Annotated in this window: 14 protein-coding genes; 7 read left to right on the forward strand and 7 right to left on the reverse strand. The window is 39.0% G+C overall.

Annotated features, from left to right (window positions below):
- The first annotated feature begins 57 nt into the window (after nucleotides 1-57).
- From HCN54_RS08580 to HCN54_RS08605, 6 genes are all read left to right on the forward strand, one after another.
- Nucleotides 58-1122 (forward strand): glycosyltransferase family 4 protein, encoded by a 1065-nt coding sequence (locus HCN54_RS08580; protein WP_167597377.1) that lies wholly within the window; start codon nucleotides 58-60, stop codon nucleotides 1120-1122.
- A gap of 25 nt (nucleotides 1123-1147) precedes the next feature.
- Nucleotides 1148-1735 carry an L-threonylcarbamoyladenylate synthase gene (locus HCN54_RS08585; protein ID WP_167597378.1) on the forward strand — a complete coding sequence of 196 codons (588 nt, stop codon included), beginning with the start codon at nucleotides 1148-1150 and terminating at the stop codon, nucleotides 1733-1735.
- A gap of 6 nt (nucleotides 1736-1741) precedes the next feature.
- Entirely contained in the window at nucleotides 1742-3172 is a 1431-nt protein-coding gene (locus HCN54_RS08590; protein ID WP_167597379.1) for a CCA tRNA nucleotidyltransferase, read from the forward strand.
- A gap of 21 nt (nucleotides 3173-3193) precedes the next feature.
- Entirely contained in the window at nucleotides 3194-4216 is a 1023-nt protein-coding gene (locus tag HCN54_RS08595) for a COX15/CtaA family protein (RefSeq protein WP_167597380.1), read from the forward strand.
- Between the two features lie 302 nt (nucleotides 4217-4518).
- On the forward strand, nucleotides 4519-5043 hold the full coding sequence (locus HCN54_RS08600; protein ID WP_072979558.1) for an IS1096 element passenger TnpR family protein: 525 nt from the start codon (nucleotides 4519-4521) through the stop codon (nucleotides 5041-5043).
- A 71-nt stretch (nucleotides 5044-5114) separates the two neighbouring features.
- Nucleotides 5115-6173 carry a nucleoid-associated protein gene (locus HCN54_RS08605; protein WP_167597381.1) on the forward strand — a complete coding sequence of 353 codons (1059 nt, stop codon included), beginning with the start codon at nucleotides 5115-5117 and terminating at the stop codon, nucleotides 6171-6173.
- A 63-nt stretch (nucleotides 6174-6236) separates the two neighbouring features.
- Here the strand turns inward: HCN54_RS08605 and uvrB are convergent, their stop codons facing one another.
- The 4 genes from uvrB to HCN54_RS08625 all read right to left on the reverse strand — a co-directional run bounded on the left by uvrB (nucleotide 6237) and on the right by HCN54_RS08625 (nucleotide 12942).
- Nucleotides 6237-8237, reverse strand: coding sequence for an excinuclease ABC subunit UvrB (gene uvrB / locus HCN54_RS08610; RefSeq protein ID WP_167597382.1), 2001 nt, complete (start codon nucleotides 8235-8237; stop codon nucleotides 6237-6239).
- Nucleotides 8238-8355: 118 nt separating this feature from the next.
- Nucleotides 8356-11076, reverse strand: coding sequence for a T9SS type B sorting domain-containing protein (locus HCN54_RS08615; protein WP_167597383.1), 2721 nt, complete (start codon nucleotides 11074-11076; stop codon nucleotides 8356-8358).
- Between the two features lie 129 nt (nucleotides 11077-11205).
- The gene (locus HCN54_RS08620; protein WP_167597384.1) at nucleotides 11206-12036 is read right to left on the reverse strand and encodes an ABC transporter permease; all 831 of its coding nucleotides are present in this window, start codon (nucleotides 12034-12036) and stop codon (nucleotides 11206-11208) included.
- A gap of 6 nt (nucleotides 12037-12042) precedes the next feature.
- Complete coding sequence (locus HCN54_RS08625) at nucleotides 12043-12942, reverse strand: ABC transporter ATP-binding protein (RefSeq protein ID WP_167597385.1); 900 nt, start codon at nucleotides 12940-12942, stop codon at nucleotides 12043-12045.
- Between the two features lie 138 nt (nucleotides 12943-13080).
- Here HCN54_RS08625 and HCN54_RS08630 point away from each other — a divergent pair, with 138 nt between their 5' ends.
- On the forward strand, nucleotides 13081-14154 hold the full coding sequence (locus tag HCN54_RS08630; protein ID WP_072979570.1) for a hypothetical protein: 1074 nt from the start codon (nucleotides 13081-13083) through the stop codon (nucleotides 14152-14154).
- 71 nt (nucleotides 14155-14225) lie between these two features.
- On the opposite strand, the gene HCN54_RS08635 is transcribed toward HCN54_RS08630, so the two are convergent.
- The 3 genes from HCN54_RS08635 to HCN54_RS08645 form a co-directional block, all read right to left on the reverse strand.
- The gene (locus HCN54_RS08635) at nucleotides 14226-14549 is read right to left on the reverse strand and encodes a type II toxin-antitoxin system PemK/MazF family toxin (protein WP_167597386.1); all 324 of its coding nucleotides are present in this window, start codon (nucleotides 14547-14549) and stop codon (nucleotides 14226-14228) included.
- Nucleotides 14540-14785 (reverse strand): AbrB/MazE/SpoVT family DNA-binding domain-containing protein, encoded by a 246-nt coding sequence (locus HCN54_RS08640; protein WP_167597387.1) that lies wholly within the window; start codon nucleotides 14783-14785, stop codon nucleotides 14540-14542. Before HCN54_RS08640 ends, HCN54_RS08635 begins: the two co-directional genes overlap by 10 nt.
- Before the next feature lie 155 nt (nucleotides 14786-14940).
- The gene (locus HCN54_RS08645) at nucleotides 14941-16752 is read right to left on the reverse strand and encodes a glycoside hydrolase family 15 protein (protein WP_167597388.1); all 1812 of its coding nucleotides are present in this window, start codon (nucleotides 16750-16752) and stop codon (nucleotides 14941-14943) included.
- Nucleotides 16753-16845: the final 93 nt, after the last annotated feature.

Below are 16845 nucleotides of genomic sequence, written 5' to 3' on the forward strand. Positions count from 1 at the left end.
AATTTAGAGTGCAAAAGTAGTTTTAATAAAACAAGTTCTCAAAAGCAAGGCTAAAGAATGAAACAGATTTTTCTAGAATCTCATAATATAAAAAATCAATTTTCGGGTTTAGGGCAGTTTAACTATCACTTGATCAAGGGTTTTTATCAGAATGCACAAAGCGATTTTAAATTTACCCTTCACAGCAATATTTCGGCTAAACTAAAAAGTGAATTTGGTACTCATTTTGACTATCAGCACTATTTTTCCTTCACACGTTATAAAGCATTACGGCTTCCCTTTAAATATGATCTCTGGCATTCTTTAAATCAAAATACTAAAGTAGAGCCACGTTTTAAAATGCCGTATGTTCTTACTGTTCACGATGTGCATTTTGCTGAAGGGCCTGATAGTACAGACAAAACTGCGCGTATAAAACGTTTTGAAGCAAAGCTGAAACGCGCCGACGCCTTAGTCTATATCTCGAAGTTTGCGCGCCAAGCTACCCAGCAATGTTTTGATACTTCAGATAAGCCTGAATATGTGATTTACAATGGCAACCCGATGCTTGACACTTCGATTCCTGAAGATTTCATTCCTGAGACAGCACCAAAAAAACCTTATTTATTCACTATTGGCGAGTTTACTGCACGAAAGAATTTTCATGCCTTGATTGATATGCTTCAGCATTTACCTGATTATGAACTTATCATTGCCGGAAATTCTGACCGGCCTTATACCGAAAAAATAAAAGAGACTATCTCAAAAAACAAGTTACAGAACCGTGTTTACCTTCCCGGTAAAATTTCTGAAACGGAAAAAAAATACCATTTAAAAAATAGTGCGGCATTTGTTTTTCCGTCATTAAAAGAAGGCTTTGGTATCCCTATAATTGAAGCTTTGCGATATGGCACTCCAGTTATTACTTCAAACAACACTTCGCTTCCTGAAGTCGGTGGTGATTTTGCTACCTATTGGGAGCATTATGAGCCTGAATATATGGCTGAGAAAGTTCTTGAAGGTATTGCCAATTATCAAGATCAAAGCTTGATCAATGCCGGAATCGCGCACGCAAAATCATTTAATTGGAACGCCACTGCAAAAGAGTATCTAAATGTTTACAGATCGGTCTTAAACAAATAACTTTGCACAACTAATTTGGGACGCCATGGCTATGAAAAAATACGATCAAAATATTCTCAACGAAGTAAATGAATCTCTTGGCGTGTTAAAACGCGGCGGTTTGTTGCTATACCCAACAGATACGGTCTGGGGCATTGGTTGCGACGCCACAAACGCTAATGCTATCGATAAAATTTACGCACTTAAAAAGCGTAAGGAAAGTAAAGCCCTGATTTGCCTGGTAAGTGATATGAAAATGCTCAATCAGTTTGTTGAGGAAATTCCGGAGGTTGCTTACAACATCTTAAAATATGCATCTCAACCCACCACAATTATTTATGATAAGCCTATTAGAATAGCTGAAAATCTTGTGGGGGAAGATAACACTTTGGGAATTCGTATTGTTCAAGACGAATTTTGCCGAACACTGATTAAAAAACTAGGTAAACCTTTAGTTTCTACTTCGGCTAATATTAGTGGCGAAAAAACACCTATGCGCTACCCTGAAATAAGCCAACCAATTTTGGAAGGAGTGGACTATATCGTAAATTTGCAACGCAAACATTTGTCGACCAAATCTTCAACGATCATTAAGTTGAGTAATGACGGTCAGGTCAAGATTTTACGTAAATAATACTCCATGCCAGTTCCTAATTTTCCGGAAGCTTTAAAGCCGAAAATCTTTGAGGTGATCACTCAAGCTTCGGAAGAATTAAACCTTGAAACCTATGTGATAGGTGGTTACGTTCGCGATTTTCTTTTAAAAAGAGGTTCCGCAAAAGATATTGATATTGTTGCCGTAGGTAGCGGTATCGGACTTGCCGAAAAAGTGGCTTCCCTCCTTCCTCACAAACCTAAAGTTCAGGTTTTTAAAACCTATGGAACAGCGATGTTGCGTGACGGTGATATTGAAGTAGAGTTTGTAGGCGCACGCAAAGAGTCTTACAATGAAAACAGCCGCAATCCGGTGGTTGAAAACGGCAGTCTTGAAGACGATCAAAACCGTAGAGATTTTACTATCAATGCGCTTGCTCTAAGTCTTAATAAAAACACTTTAGGAGACCTTGTTGATCCTTTTGATGGGATTGTAGATCTTGAACGTGAGATCATAAGAACACCGCTTGATCCCGATATCACGTACAGCGACGACCCGCTGCGTATGATGCGCGCAATACGATTTGCCACTCAACTCGATTTTACGATCGAACGCAAATCACTCGAAGCGATCTCGGCCAATAAAGACCGCATAAAGATCATCACTAAAGAACGTATTGTAGACGAACTGCATAAAATTATGCTGAGTAAAACACCATCTAAAGGTTTTTTACTCCTCGAAAAAACAGAATTACTGCCTTACATTCTTCCGGAATTGACTGCACTAAAAGGCATTGAAGAAAAGGAAGGTCAAAAGCATAAAGACAATTTTTACCACACCCTAGAAGTGGTTGATAATATTTCAGAAAATACTGAAGATCTATGGTTACGCTGGGCTGCGTTGCTTCACGATATTGGTAAAGCGCCTACCAAACGTTTCCATAAAAAAATTGGTTGGACGTTTCACGGGCACGAATTTGTGGGTTCAAAAATGGTTTTTAAACTTTTTAAACGTTTAAAAATGCCATTGAATGAAAAAATGAAATTCGTTCAAAAATTAGTTTTGATGAGTTCGCGACCCATCGTTATCGCCGAAGACTTTGTCACTGATAGTGCCGTACGTCGTCTCATTTTTGATGCCGGCGATTATCTGGAATCGTTGATGACGCTTTGCGAGGCAGACATTACAACTAAAAATCCTAAGCGCTACCGAAAATATCATAACAACTTCAAGACGGTGCGACAAAAGATCGAAGAAGTTGAGGAGCGTGATCACGTGCGTAATTTTCAACCGCCGGTAAGTGGTGAAGAAATTATGAGCACATTCGACTTACAACCTTCAAAGGAAATCGGGATCATCAAAGAAGCTATTAAAGAAGCGATTCTTGAAGGGGAGATCCCTAATGAATATGAAGCCGCCCACGCCTTTATGTTGAAAAAAGGCGAAGAGTTAGGTCTGGAAGCTGTAAAAAGTTAATTATTCAATACGTTTAAAATCGTGTATAGAAAATCTATAATTGTTGCTCTGGTTCTGATTTATCTGGTAATAATTGCCGGAGCTGTAGTACGAATGACCGGCAGCGGAATGGGTTGCCCTGACTGGCCAAAATGTTTTGGGTACATCATTCCTCCTACTTCTGAAACTGAATTAGAATGGACTCCCGGAAAAACCTATGAAAAAGGTCAGGTGATCATTGTTGAAGAAACCTTACGCGTGGCAAAGTCAGATTTCACTACGACTGAAAACTTCAACCCTCAAAACTGGAACGGTTACGAAAAACACGATTATGCCATTTTTAATCCGTGGCACACGTGGATTGAGTATATCAACCGCCTATGTGGAGCGCTCGCCGGATTAGCATTTTTAGTGATGTTGGGTGCAGCAATTTTTAAAGAACGTAAGCGTAAGCGCATCCTACTCTCTATTTTTGCAGTATTCCTCATCGGTTTTCAAGGATGGGTTGGGGCAACTGTGGTCTACTCTGTTCTTTCTCCCGTGCGCATCACGATTCATATGGTGATCGCACTGCTCCTTGTGGCGCTATTGATTTATATGCTCTATGAATCGTCTAAAATCAAACACAAGTATACGTTTGACAAGGCGTTTAGAAATGGAATGAGTATCGCTATTGTACTTACAATGATCCAGATTATACTGGGTACTCAGGTACGGCAGCATATTGATGAGCAAGTAGATCTTGTAGGCTATGCTGCAAAAAGTTTGTGGCTAGATAATCCTGAAATCACTTTTTACATTCACCGCTCCTTCTCTATTATCGTATTTCTCTTGAATGCGTGGTTGTTTATACGCACTAGAAAATTGAATCTAGGACACCGCAGTTTCAATTGGGTGGTTCTTTTAATTTTAATCGAAATTGCGACCGGAGTATTGATGAATTATTTTGAATTTCCATTTTTGACGCAGCCGATACATTTGGTTGTCGCTTCGGTTTTATTCGGAATTCAATTCTATATTCTGCTTACAGCAACTCGAAAAGAAAAAAGTATAGACATTGCTTAAGCTTTCGGCTAAATTGTATATTCGCCGCCCTTTTTTTAGATAAACCATCAAGGGCAGCTTTATGAAACATTGCTTGGAAACTAGTTTTCAATTTCGAGTCGTCCCTGAGCTATAAGGAAGAAGAATTAGTAAACCCTCTGACGGTTGCAACAAAAAACCATTTGGCTGAAAATCTTGAAATTTTACTCATTTTTTTTCGGCTTGTATATTTAAAAAACACACTTAATAATTAAGAAAATAGATTTTAGTTATTTGCTGCTATTACCTAATTTGAAGTTATAAATTTGCCTAAAAATAAGCTTATGATTTATCGTTTCCGCGTCATCCTGGATACTGAAGAAGATATCTTCAGAGACATTGAAATCGAACAGCAAGCCACTTGCGAAGATTTTCATAATACCATCACGCAAAGTTTTGGATTTGATGGCACCGAGATGGCTTCTTTTTACATCAGTGATGATGAGTGGCGTCAGGGCGAAGAAATTCCGCTATTTGATATGAGTGAGTCAGATTTGCCCTTGCGTATGATGAATGAGACCTTGCTCGAAGATGTACTTTCTGAAGATCAAACACGTCTAATCTACGTGTATGACTTTTTAAATCTGTGGACGTTTTTTGTTGAATTAGCTGAAATTGCAGAACCTCAGGACGGAGTTTCTTATCCTAATTTGATGTATGTACACGGTCAGATTCCTGCAGAAGCACCACCGGCAGATTTTTCTGGAGACGAAGATGATTTTGATGAGGACGATCCTTTTGCTGATGATGACGATGATTACGATATTGAAGATTATGAAGGTCTCGACTTTGATGAAAACTGGAATTAAGCGCAATTTCTATTAGATTTTACACCCAGACATCTCCTTTTTTAGCTTCTAAAATCTAAACAAACACCACAATGATCAACTTATATTCGGCTCAGATCGAGTCGCTTTCCATACATAGAATAGGCAACAAAAGCCGCAATGAAGGTGCTTTTTTATCTAAAGAACGGTATCACCTCAATGATGAGATCACCCCATTGATCAAGGAGTTTTTCTTTAAACCTTTTCGGGATAAAGAAGAAAATTATTACCAGTTTGTACACGAAGCTGACTTAGAATTTCACTCGTTATCTAACCTTGCTGCTTCGCTTTTTAACGATCCCAGACAATCTCACGAGATTTCTATTGAGATCGCTAAATTATTGTACGAGCAATCCAGTCACCCGCATATTAAACCCGGTGAAGTTTATGTTGCGCATATTGAAAATGCGATGATGGATAATGAAAAGGTTGATGCTATTGGTATTTTTAAATCTGAGCTTAAACAAGATTTTCTGCAGTTTCAAGAAGGAGAAACCAACCTGCAAATGCATCTGGAACAAGGTGTGAACCTGAGCAAACTAGACAAAGGTTGCCTCATTTTTAATAAGAATGCTGAAAACGGTTACAAGATTCTTTCCATCGATTCTAACCGCTACGACACTAAGTATTGGCTCGAGAATTTCTTAGGCGTTGACATTCTCGCTGACGAAAACTTCTACACCAAAAAGTATTTAAAGTTCTGTCAGGATTTTGCTAAAGACGTCGTGCTTCCTGCTGAAGATAAAAAAGAAGAAGTGATGTTCATGAATCGCGCGGTGAATCATTTTGCCAAAAATGACGAATTTGTAGAGCAAAACTTTATGAGCGAAGTAATGGAAAATCCGGCGCTGATTCCTGAGTTCAATAATTATAAAATGGAGAAAGCTCCTAAATATAAAATTGAAGATCTAACTACATTTCCTATTTCAAACACTGCCGTTAGTGGCGCCCGCAAACGCATTAAAAGTGTGATCGAGCTGGACACTAACGTTCAGATCAAGCTAGACTTTGTAAATCCTGAAAGTGCTGAGAAGTTCGTAGAAAAAGGTTGGGATGAAGAACGCCAGATGTACTATTATCTGGTTTATTTCAATAAAGAACAAAAGAGTTAGACAACAGTTTACTGTAAAACACAAAAGCCGAATCGTTATAGATTCGGCTTTTGTGTTTTATGATTATCCCAGTTCCTTTACTTGCTCTTGATAACTTTTAATACGGTCGCGTAGTTTCGCAGCTTCCATAAAGTCGAGTTCTTTTGCTGCTGCTTCCATTTGCTTGCGTGTATCTCGTATGAGCTGCTCTAATTTAGGTTTACTCATATACGCAGTATCGGGCTCGGCGGCCATATTCATCAGCTCTTCAGCCTCAAACTTGAACTTCTCTTTTTTGGCAAGAGCATTATCCAAGGACTTTTTAATCGCCATTGGTTTAAGTCCGTGCTCCTCATTGTAAGCTATCTGTTTCTGACGACGATACTCTGAAGCATCTATGGTTTCTTGCATACTCTGCGTAATCTTATCTGCATACATTATCGCCAGACCATTGATATTTCGAGCTGCACGACCAATGGTTTGCGTTAAGGATCTATTGCTACGCAGAAAGCCTTCTTTATCAGCATCTAGAATGGCTACGAGAGAAACTTCCGGAAGGTCCAAGCCTTCTCTTAAAAGGTTCACACCTACCAAAACATCAAAGATTCCTTTACGCAGGTCAGACATAATTTCTACACGTTCCAGCGTATCTACATCAGAGTGAATGTAGCGTGTCCTAATGTCAACTCGTGTCAGATATTTGGTCAATTCTTCAGCCATACGCTTGGTGAGCGTGGTGACTAGAGTACGCTCATCTTTTTCTACACGCTTTTGAATTTCTTCGATCAAATCATCGATCTGATTCAAACTCGGGCGTACTTCAACCACCGGATCCAGCAGGCCTGTTGGTCTAATAATTTGTTCTACGTATGTTCCTTCAGACTTTTGTAATTCGTAATCAGCGGGAGTCGCACTCACATAAATCACCTGATTCTGTAATGCCTCAAACTCTTCAAATTTCAACGGACGGTTGTCCATCGCAGCCGGAAGTCTGAATCCGTATTCTACCAGATTTTCCTTACGGCTTCGGTCGCCACCGTACATTGCGCTAACTTGAGAAACCGTTACGTGACTTTCGTCAACGACCATCAGATAATCATCAGGAAAATAATCCAGTAGGCAGAAGGGTCGCGTACCCGGTTCTCTTCCATCTAAATAGCGCGAATAGTTCTCGATACCGCTACAATACCCCAATTCTCTAATCATTTCGAGATCAAAATTGGTTCGTTCTTCCAAACGTTTGGCCTCAAGATGCTTTCCTATTTCTTTAAAATAATCCACTTGTTTGACCATATCAAAACCGATCTGATCTATGGCATTCTGTAACACATCCGGACTCGTAACAAACATATTTGCCGGATAAATATTCAGACGATCGTACTTCTCTAAAACCTCGTTGGTCGTCACATCAAAAGCTTCGATCTCCTCGATCTCATCACCAAAAAAATGCACTCTAAATGCGTGATCATCATATCCCGGGAAAATATCAACCGTATCTCCTTTTATGCGGAAATTTCCCCGGTTAAATTCTGCTGTGGTTCTACTGTAGAGACTTTGAACCAATCGTTTTAAAAGCTGCGTTCGTGAGATCACCATGTCGCGTTCCAAAGCGATCACATTTTTTTGAAATTCCACAGGATTCCCGATACCGTACAAACAAGAAACCGAAGCCACTACGATAATGTCCCGACGTCCCGAAAGTAAAGACGAAGTGGTGCTCAAACGCAGTTTTTCGATCTCTTCATTGATGGATAGATCTTTCTCAATATATGTTCCTGAAGTTGGGATATACGCTTCCGGTTGGTAATAATCGTAATAGGAAACAAAATATTCAACCGCATTATTTGGAAAAAACGCTTTAAACTCACTATACAACTGCGCTGCTAAGGTTTTATTATGAGCCAAAACCAAGGTTGGTTTCTGTACTTCTTGCAACACATTAGCCACCGTAAAGGTTTTACCACTACCCGTTACTCCTAACAAAGTCTGATAGCGTTCGCCGGCATCAATGCCTTCCACCAATTGCTCGATCGCACTGGGTTGATCTCCCGTTGGTTTAAATTCTGATTGTATATTGAATTTCAAAATATATCTGATTTGCGTGCTTGAATGCACGATTTTAGGAAAAAGTAATTCTGTAAAATTAAACTATTTGAAAGTCAGAGTAAAGCTTGTAATTCTTAGGATTCCCTTAAAATTAGCTTTAGCGTTTAAGCGTAAAATGTGATTTGAACAGGCGCCCGTCTTCGAGTAGTACACTGAACCAGTAATCATCTGCAGGTAAGTTGCTACCGCTGAAAGTACCGTCCCAACCTTGCCCTAACGGATTCAATTCTTTAAGCAATTTTCCGTATCTGTTAAAAATACGAATTACGGTACCGGGCTGAACCATTGCGCTAATTCCCTGCACTTGCCAAAAGTCATGGTAACCATCACCGTTGGGCGTAAAATATTTTGAAAAGCCAATGATGCTAAATTCCTGCGCTATTGCAGTACATCCATTCTTAGAGCGCACATACAGGGTATGAAATCCCGGCTTGAGACCGTCAAAATATAGATCGTCTTGATACGGGCCTATTTCGTCATCTAAAGCGACTTCATATGCGCCATTCCCCGAAAGGGTGATCGTAGCCGTGTTGTTTTCGGTTGCATCAGTCACCTCGATATTTTCAATGATCGGTATTTCTTCTTCTATAATGGTTATGGTTGCCTCTCTGTAGCAGCCGGTATTTACATCTGTCACACGTATTGTATGACTTCCCGGTAAATTAGTTTCAAGATAAGGTGTGGTTTGTCCTTCCGGGAACCACTCGTAGCTATATGTTCGAGATGCATCGAGATTAGTATAATCGGGACTATAGGTTTGAATTTCTGGAAAAGAAGCGGCACAATAGATCGCTTCAGAATCTAATGAAAAATCAGGCTGAGGTATTAGGTTCAACTCTACCGTGCTAATCGCAAAACACGCATTATTGTTCTCCACGCGAGCAAAAACAGTCTCATTATATGCTGTTTGATTGGTATACAACTGCGGAAGCTCTAAAGCTGAATCTTCAAGCAAAGCTGCTTCTTCTGTGGGATAATAATGAACATCATAGCTGCCGGTTAGTCCCCCTAAAACTTGTGCATCTGCCTGAGAAAGATCAAACTCGGCATAGCCGGTATCATTTAAATCACAACCCTCAAGAAGTGCAGTGTTTGCGGTAGTACTGCTAACTTGTAAGTCAATTGTATTGATGATTGAACAACCAGCCGGATTGGTGATCCGTGCATAAACGGTTTCAACGGGCGTGGTATTCTCATAACCTATGGGATCAATCGGATTGCTGCTAGTGTTCGCATCTGCAATCGTCTGGTAGTAAGCTACTTCAAAAGTGGTATCGCCACCGGTAAGCGTGCTTTCAACTTCGGTAAGGTTGAATATACTTAAACCATCTGCGGTAGCAGCATCTTCGCATTGTATCAATGAAACCCCAGAAACTGTTGGCGGATACGCATAGTACGTAACTTCTGCCACCCCTACTTTTTCACAACTACCGTCATTAGGGTCTAAACGAAATTCATAAGTTTCTGTATACGGTAAGCTTGCTGCGACCGGCTGTCGTATAGACAACTGATTGCTTGTGGCCCCCGGAATCAGCACGTCATCGCGATACCAAGAATACGATGCTCCTGAAACCGGATCATAACCCAAAACGTAATTATCACCATCGCAAAGTGATAATTCTGTTGAGCTTAAGTCATTTTGAATGATGTCTAATTCATTAAACAATGATTGATTAAAAGGCGGCAATCCCTGATAACTGATGCCACTACCTAAATTCACCGCTCGATCATTATAACTTGCCGCAAGCCCTGCTGCATTGGGATTTTCAATAGCTCCTAAATAGTTGAGTCCTTCGGTGTAAGATGCGCTCAGCGCTCTATAAATTTTACCATTAGGAGCGAGTTGCAAACTTCCTCTAAAATATCCGCTTTCATTTAAAGAAACTTGACTGCCACTGATGTTAGCAGCTTCTAGATCATACTGAATTAAAGAGGAAAAATGATTTCCGGCTCCTAGTTCAGTATCAGCATTGTTTGAACTTGCTGAATATAAATATTGATTATTGGGTGAAAATTCAACGCCATAGGCTGCAAAATTACTTCCGTTAATCGTTAGGCGTTGTGTATTGAATACTTGACCACTTTCTGAGTCAAATTCGGCTAAATACAAACCATCTGAAGCGTTAGCAATCGCAAGCTTGGTCCCATCTGGAGAAAACTTCAAATTTCCTCTGGGATCATTGGAGTTAAAACCGGCGTTAGAGCGCACTGCAGTTGTATTCAACCCGGCCGAACTTAGCTGGTAAGCATAAAACGTATTGACCGTGGTTTGCGTACCCGATGCCGATGATAAGGTAACTAACCACACACTATTATCATCACAGCTTTTAATTACAGCGCTTAATTTTTCAGCAGCATAATTTAGAAGTCGGGTATTTTTATCTCTAACTATTCCATCAGGATTTGCAGTAAAATCGACTATAGAATAATTAACTCCTTGATGCACCTCTCCTACGCGTGTTACGGCATCTACGGTAAAAATGTAATAGATTCCCGGCGTATCGGGTTGCGGTATTATAAGTGCTGATTGCGTGCTTGAAGAATTGCCAAAAAGACCGGTCCCATTTTGTAAAATACTGTGATCACTACCATAAACGGTTGATCCATCGGTATAAAACAATAGGTTTCCGTCATCATCAGAAATAGATGCGCAGCCTTCTAAGGTATACAGGCTACCATCAGTTAATGCTCTTGGTGTCCCGGTACTAAAATTTAAACCTGCACCGCCGCCAAAATACCAGTTATTCGCTTGTCCTTGAGATCGGGCAACACTCCCCAGTAGCAGTCCTATAAGTCCAAAAAGTATAAGTTGGCGCATTAACTAAATTCCTGATTAATTAAATAGGACTACAATTTAATGTATTAAAAATGCTTACCGAAGAACTATCGATATATCTTATATTTTTTCGGTTTAAGCTGAAAATGCTCTTGAGGAACGCTTCGATTTCTAAAGGTCTCGTTTCATCAATAATCTATTGGCGCCGTAGATAAACAAGAAAATCCATACCGAAACTATACCAACTTCATACCAATGCACCGCGTAATCTATTTGAATATCTGCCTGTAATTGATTTGCGGCAGTCTCAATAAAATTCAACCGTTGAAAAGGTAAATTGATCAGGTTTTTCATCGCTTCCAGCGGAAAGAATTGTACGATTGCATCAGCAGTTTCTGCATTTATTTGCCAACGTAGAATTCCGTAAGAGATGTTTTCAAAGATCCACCACACAAATAAAAAACCCAGCGCGAACGCTGAACGTTTCACTAAAACCCCTAAGAAAAGACAGAAAGAGAAGAACCCTACCAGCTTGAAGAAGTATGCAAGAAGAAATTCCATCTCTCGGGTAACGATGCTAAGTTCAGTATAATCAGAAAACGAGTACCCCAAGATCAATGTCATCACAAAGATGAACAGCGTAGATAAAGCAGCAAACGCGATCACCGTGTAAAACTTAGACAACATAAATTCTTTCTTGCTCAAGCCATCAATTAAATTTTGCTTGAGCGTTCTGTTGCTATATTCATTGGAAATCATCGAGACGATCACGATCGCCAGGAAAAACTTAAGTGTAGCAGCGACCCAAGTATTAAAATGCCAGATAAACGGAAAATTAAAAATTCCCTGATCTGCAATACGAATTTGAAAATCGCCCAGATTAAATTCTATCGAAGCGATAAGCGCAATAAAAGATAAGATCACAAAATAGGCGATGCTCAGTACTTTTGAAGAGCGACTGTGTTTTAATTTATAAAATTCTATAGTGAGTAATCGTAGCATGAAATCTTAGTTAAGGTTGGCAGTAAGTTGTAAAAATTGTTCTTCAAGACTTTCTTTGCGCTTCACCAAATGGGAAAGCACAATGCCTTGAGTAAAAAGAAGCGTATTGAGCTCTTCGGCTGTAAGCGGATTTTTCAAAAATGCGGTTACTAGTCCGTTTTCTTCTTTTACCGAAGCAAAATCTTGGTGACGTTCTAGAACTTCAATAAGCTCAGTTTGCTTTTCACAACGTAATTCAAAGAAGCCGTGACTTGCGTTTAACTCATCTACCGGCCCTGCATATAGTTTCACTCCCTTTCTAATGATCACGACATGCGAACAAACTTTCTCAACCTCATCCAGTAAATGTGAGGCAAGCAAAATCGTGGTACCACCACTAGCGATGTTCTTTATGATCTCTCGTATTTGGTGAATTCCCTGAGGGTCTAGACCGTTTGTTGGTTCGTCTAAAATTAAAATCTCCGGATCATTTAAAAGCGCAGAAGCAATGGCCAAACGCTGCTTCATTCCCAAAGAAAATGTACTGAATTTACTGTCCTTGCGATCCAGAAGGTGAACGATCTCTAGCTTTTCTTCAATCTTACTTGGGTCAACATCTTTAATAGTACAAACCAACTCCAAATTTTGAGCAGCGGTCATATACGGGTAAAAATTAGGACGCTCGATGATCGCTCCTACTTTTTTAAGCGCATTGTGGGTGGTGTCACTTCCGTCAAACCATTTAAAGTTTCCCGAAGTTGCATTAACCACATTGAGGACCATTCCTAAGGTTGTTGATTTCCCACTTCCGTTTGGGCCTAAAATGCCGTACACATTGCCTTTTTCAATAGTAAAACTCAGGTCGTTTACCGCTTTAACCTTTCCGTAATGTTTGGTGAGATTATTTAGTGTAAGAATTGTTTCCAAAAGCGTATTTTTAGAATTAACGTTCCCTAACAAGACGGTTTAGCTTATGTTTTGTTACATCACATTAGTACCTTTACATCAGAATCGCATTAGAAAATCAGTAGTTTTTCTTTATCAAATTCATCAAAATTACCTGCTATGGAAGATAAATTAATGTCTCGTAAAAAGCCTACGTATCCCATTGGAGAACGCTTAGAGGAGTATTTGAACAAATACAATCGTTTGACGCAAATACCTGTTTTTTATGATGACCTTTTGCGGTTTTCCGGCGGAATAAATATTTACGATAAAAATGACAAAGACACTTTATGGATCAGTGTCTACTACCCGGAACATGAGCGTAAAGAAATTGAAGAAAGCTTAAAGCGCGTGTATGCGATTTTACATTCTGACGGAAACGAGAATGTACTTCCTTTTTTAAGTGTGACTGCTATTGATTATTGTACGTTTGGAAACTCGAAGCCTTTCCGAATAAAAGTCAATAATATTTTTAATGATAACTACACCTATTTTTACGTAAAAAAAGCTGACGCCAGTCGTATTTATGGACTGGATCTCGAGCATATTTTATCGCCTAACCGTATTAACTTTTTGGTCTATAAAGACACCTTAATCGAGGAACATATCGTGGGTATTCCCGGAGATGTTTTTATTTCTGATTATCTCGAAGAATGTGATGATGTGGGTAAAGCGCAGTTGGCTAAAGAATTTGTAAAGTTTAATGAACGTTGTATGATCTTGTTATTGGGTGATATGCGCTCGTATAATTATGTCGTGATCCCAACCCACGACTTTGATCATATTAAATATAAAATACGCGCTATAGATTTTGACCAGCAAGCTTACGAAGGAAACTTTAAAGTCTACAAACCACACATTTTTAAGGAAAACTTCAGAATGGTTGAGTTGGTTTCTAACCGGCTACGCGATAAATCTATTGAACAATATCGCGAGGAAGAACGTGCGGTTCTCGCTAAGAGAATTATCACGTCAAAAAACAGACTACGCCGACTTTTAAAATGTATGACGCACGATAACATTTCTACCGAAGAAAATCTGAAAGAATTACGTAGTCAGTTGTACGACTACACAATGGATATGAAATTTAAACGGGCCAAGTCTATGGGACAAATCGTAAAAACGGCTTTAGCTTTTGTTAAACGAAACTACGAAGATGTAAGTATGAAGCGTATTATGGAGGCGAGACAGTAAATCAACGTCAGTTACAATAGTCGCTTGTTTCTACGTTGAAGTATGAAGGTACTTTTTGCCTAATTTCTTTTTTAATCTACAAAGGTTTCTCTAAGTACTTCTTTACATTTTTTGATTTCAGCTTTTGTTAGATTTTCAAAAACTCTTACAATTCTAGCTTTATCAACAGTTCGGATTTGATCAATGGCAATCATTCCTTTTTTGCCATTATGTTTTACAGCAACTCTGGTGGGATACCTTTTTAAGTTAGTGGTCATAGGTGCAAGCACGATGGTATTCAAGTATTTATTCATTTCATTTGGTGAAACGATAACACAAGGTCTTGTCTTTTTTATTTCACTCCCTATCGTTGGGTCTAGGTTTACAAGAACAATTGAGTATTGATTTAACTCCATTCCTCTAGGTTTTCGTCATCAAACACATCATTCATTAATAATTTGTCATCTCCGTTCTCACTCATTTTTTTAAATTCTTTATCCCAATCCTTTCTAGGTGTTTTGATCGGTTTAAGAATTATCTGTCCTTTTTCAAGTATAAGTTCAACCTTATCCTTAATACCATATTTTTCTAAAATGGTCTTGCTTAAACGAAGTCCCTTTGAATTTCCAATTTTGATTATTGATGTTTCCATAATTTTAAAAGTTATTACAAAGTAACTACATTTAATAAATACTTCAAAATTAATACCCTAATAGTTATTCACTTAGCATTTAAACTTTTAGCTGATCTATTGATAATAAAAGCGGCTTCAAAGCCGCTTTCATATCATATATACTTTGCATTCTTCTAATACAAAATAGGTTTAAACTGTGTTTCTTCTTCATCTTCCTGACCGTACTTGGCAAAATTGGTGGCTGTTTCTATCAAAGCCAAGTGAGAATACGCTTGAGGGAAATTCCCTAGTAAACGTTTCGTTTTAAAATCAATATCCTCACTGAACAAACCCAAATGGTTGCTATAAGATAACAATTGATCAAAGTACTTTATCGCTTTTTGCTTCTGCCCTATTTTATATAAACTGTCAATAAACCAAAAAGTACAAATGGTAAAAGACGAACTCGGTTCACCGAAGTCATCTTCATTTTTATAACGGTACATCAAACCATCTTTACAAAGTTCGCGTTCGGTGGCTTCTACGGTAGATACAAAGCGAGGATCTTTGGCATCAATAAAGCCATATTGCTCCATTAGGAGTGTCGAAGCATCCATATCTTTTGAACCGTAATACTGTGTGTAGGCCTGCATATCCTCATTCCAAGCGTTGTCGTGAATCTCATCGTGAATTTCCTTACGCAACACATCCCAATCTTCAAGATGGCGTCTTCGATTCAAGACTTCAGCAATTTTAATGGCGCGGTCTACTGCTACCCAGCAAAGTAATTTTGAGAAGGTAAAGTGACGATCTTCGGTGCGCAATTCCCAAATTCCTTTATCGGGTTCTTGCCAATGGCGCTTAACGATTTTCACAATTCCGAGAACCACCGTCCACAGCTCTTCGCTGTTCTCAAGCGTTGTTTCAAACTGAATGAATTGCTGATAGATCACTTCCATCAAAATTCCATAGATATCATTCTGCTTTTGAACGTAAGCTGCATTACCAATGCGTACCGGTGCCGAATTTTTATAGCCCGAAAGATGATCTAGCGTATGCTCTGTGAGTTCTTTTTCTCCATTAATACCATACATAATTTGCATTTTCTCATCTTTATCAGGAAGTGTATCTATGATAAACTGAAGAAAATTCTGCGCATATTTAGTATGTCCTAAATTAGAGATCACCCGAATCACCATCGAAGCATCTCGCACCCAACAAAAACGATAATCCCAGTTGCGCACTTCGCCTATAGTTTCGGGTAACGAAGTAGTCGCAGCGGCGAGGACAGCACCAGATTTCTCAAACGTAAGCGCCTTTAAGGTAAGCGCGCTTCGCATAATTTCGTTTTGATATAAAGGATATTTTGTGGTCGCTTCACTCCAGTTCATCCAGTATACTTTAGTACGCTGAAACTTCAAATATGCACGATCTAGCGTTTGCTCCATTAGTTTTTCATGATAAGACATCAAGAGAAAAGCATTGCCGTCTAGGGTAATTTCTTTCTTATTGAGGATAGCTTCCTTTTCTAGATTGGTATACAAATACAAGGAATCGTATTTCCCTTCATTAGTATAACTTTCTATGTATTCCCCTTTATTTACTGTGATAGTTTCGGTGCTGGCATATTCTAGTTTGGGATCGTAATTGCACACAAATTTAGGCGCACCCTTAACCAATCGTATAAATCGAATAATATCTGGAGGGGCGTAAAAAGAGCCGCTGCGCTTTTCATATCTAGGCATAAAATCAAACACCTCAAAAGCATCGGTACCATTATCGTACATCGTGCGTAAGATATTGGTTTGCCACATATATTGCTGGGTAATGGTATAAGCGTCACTGACCTCAAAACTCTGTGAACCTCCTTTTTCTTCATCTAAAAGTTTAGCAAAAACCGAAGGTGAATCAAAGATGGGCAGACAACACCAATCTAAAGAGCCTTTGTCTGAGATAAGGGCTGCACTCTTGCAGTTGCCTATAATTCCATAATTCAAATTGTCCATAAGGGAATAAAAATTCTAAAGTTCTATTAAACGTATAGCTTAACCGCTACGATTTTCCGAAATTTAAGCAATCACAAAAAATCTAACCCTCCG

Origin of the sequence: Leeuwenhoekiella sp. ZYFB001 (assembly GCF_011784865.1) — a bacterium.
Lineage (GTDB): Bacteria > Bacteroidota > Bacteroidia > Flavobacteriales > Flavobacteriaceae > Leeuwenhoekiella > Leeuwenhoekiella palythoae.

Coding starts and splice junctions, on each gene's coding strand:
- HCN54_RS08580 (WP_167597377.1), top strand. CDS start 58: ATGAAACAGATTTTTCTAGAATCTCATAATATAAAAAATCAATTTTCG.
- HCN54_RS08585 (WP_167597378.1), top strand. CDS start 1,148: ATGGCTATGAAAAAATACGATCAAAATATTCTCAACGAAGTAAATGAA.
- HCN54_RS08590 (WP_167597379.1), top strand. CDS start 1,742: ATGCCAGTTCCTAATTTTCCGGAAGCTTTAAAGCCGAAAATCTTTGAG.
- HCN54_RS08600 (WP_072979558.1), top strand. CDS start 4,519: ATGATTTATCGTTTCCGCGTCATCCTGGATACTGAAGAAGATATCTTC.
- HCN54_RS08605 (WP_167597381.1), top strand. CDS start 5,115: ATGATCAACTTATATTCGGCTCAGATCGAGTCGCTTTCCATACATAGA.
- HCN54_RS08615 (WP_167597383.1), bottom strand. CDS start 11,076: ATGCGCCAACTTATACTTTTTGGACTTATAGGACTGCTACTGGGGAGT.
- HCN54_RS08620 (WP_167597384.1), bottom strand. CDS start 12,036: ATGCTACGATTACTCACTATAGAATTTTATAAATTAAAACACAGTCGC.
- HCN54_RS08630 (WP_072979570.1), top strand. CDS start 13,081: ATGGAAGATAAATTAATGTCTCGTAAAAAGCCTACGTATCCCATTGGA.
- HCN54_RS08635 (WP_167597386.1), bottom strand. CDS start 14,549: ATGGAGTTAAATCAATACTCAATTGTTCTTGTAAACCTAGACCCAACG.
- HCN54_RS08640 (WP_167597387.1), bottom strand. CDS start 14,785: ATGGAAACATCAATAATCAAAATTGGAAATTCAAAGGGACTTCGTTTA.
- HCN54_RS08645 (WP_167597388.1), bottom strand. CDS start 16,752: ATGGACAATTTGAATTATGGAATTATAGGCAACTGCAAGAGTGCAGCC.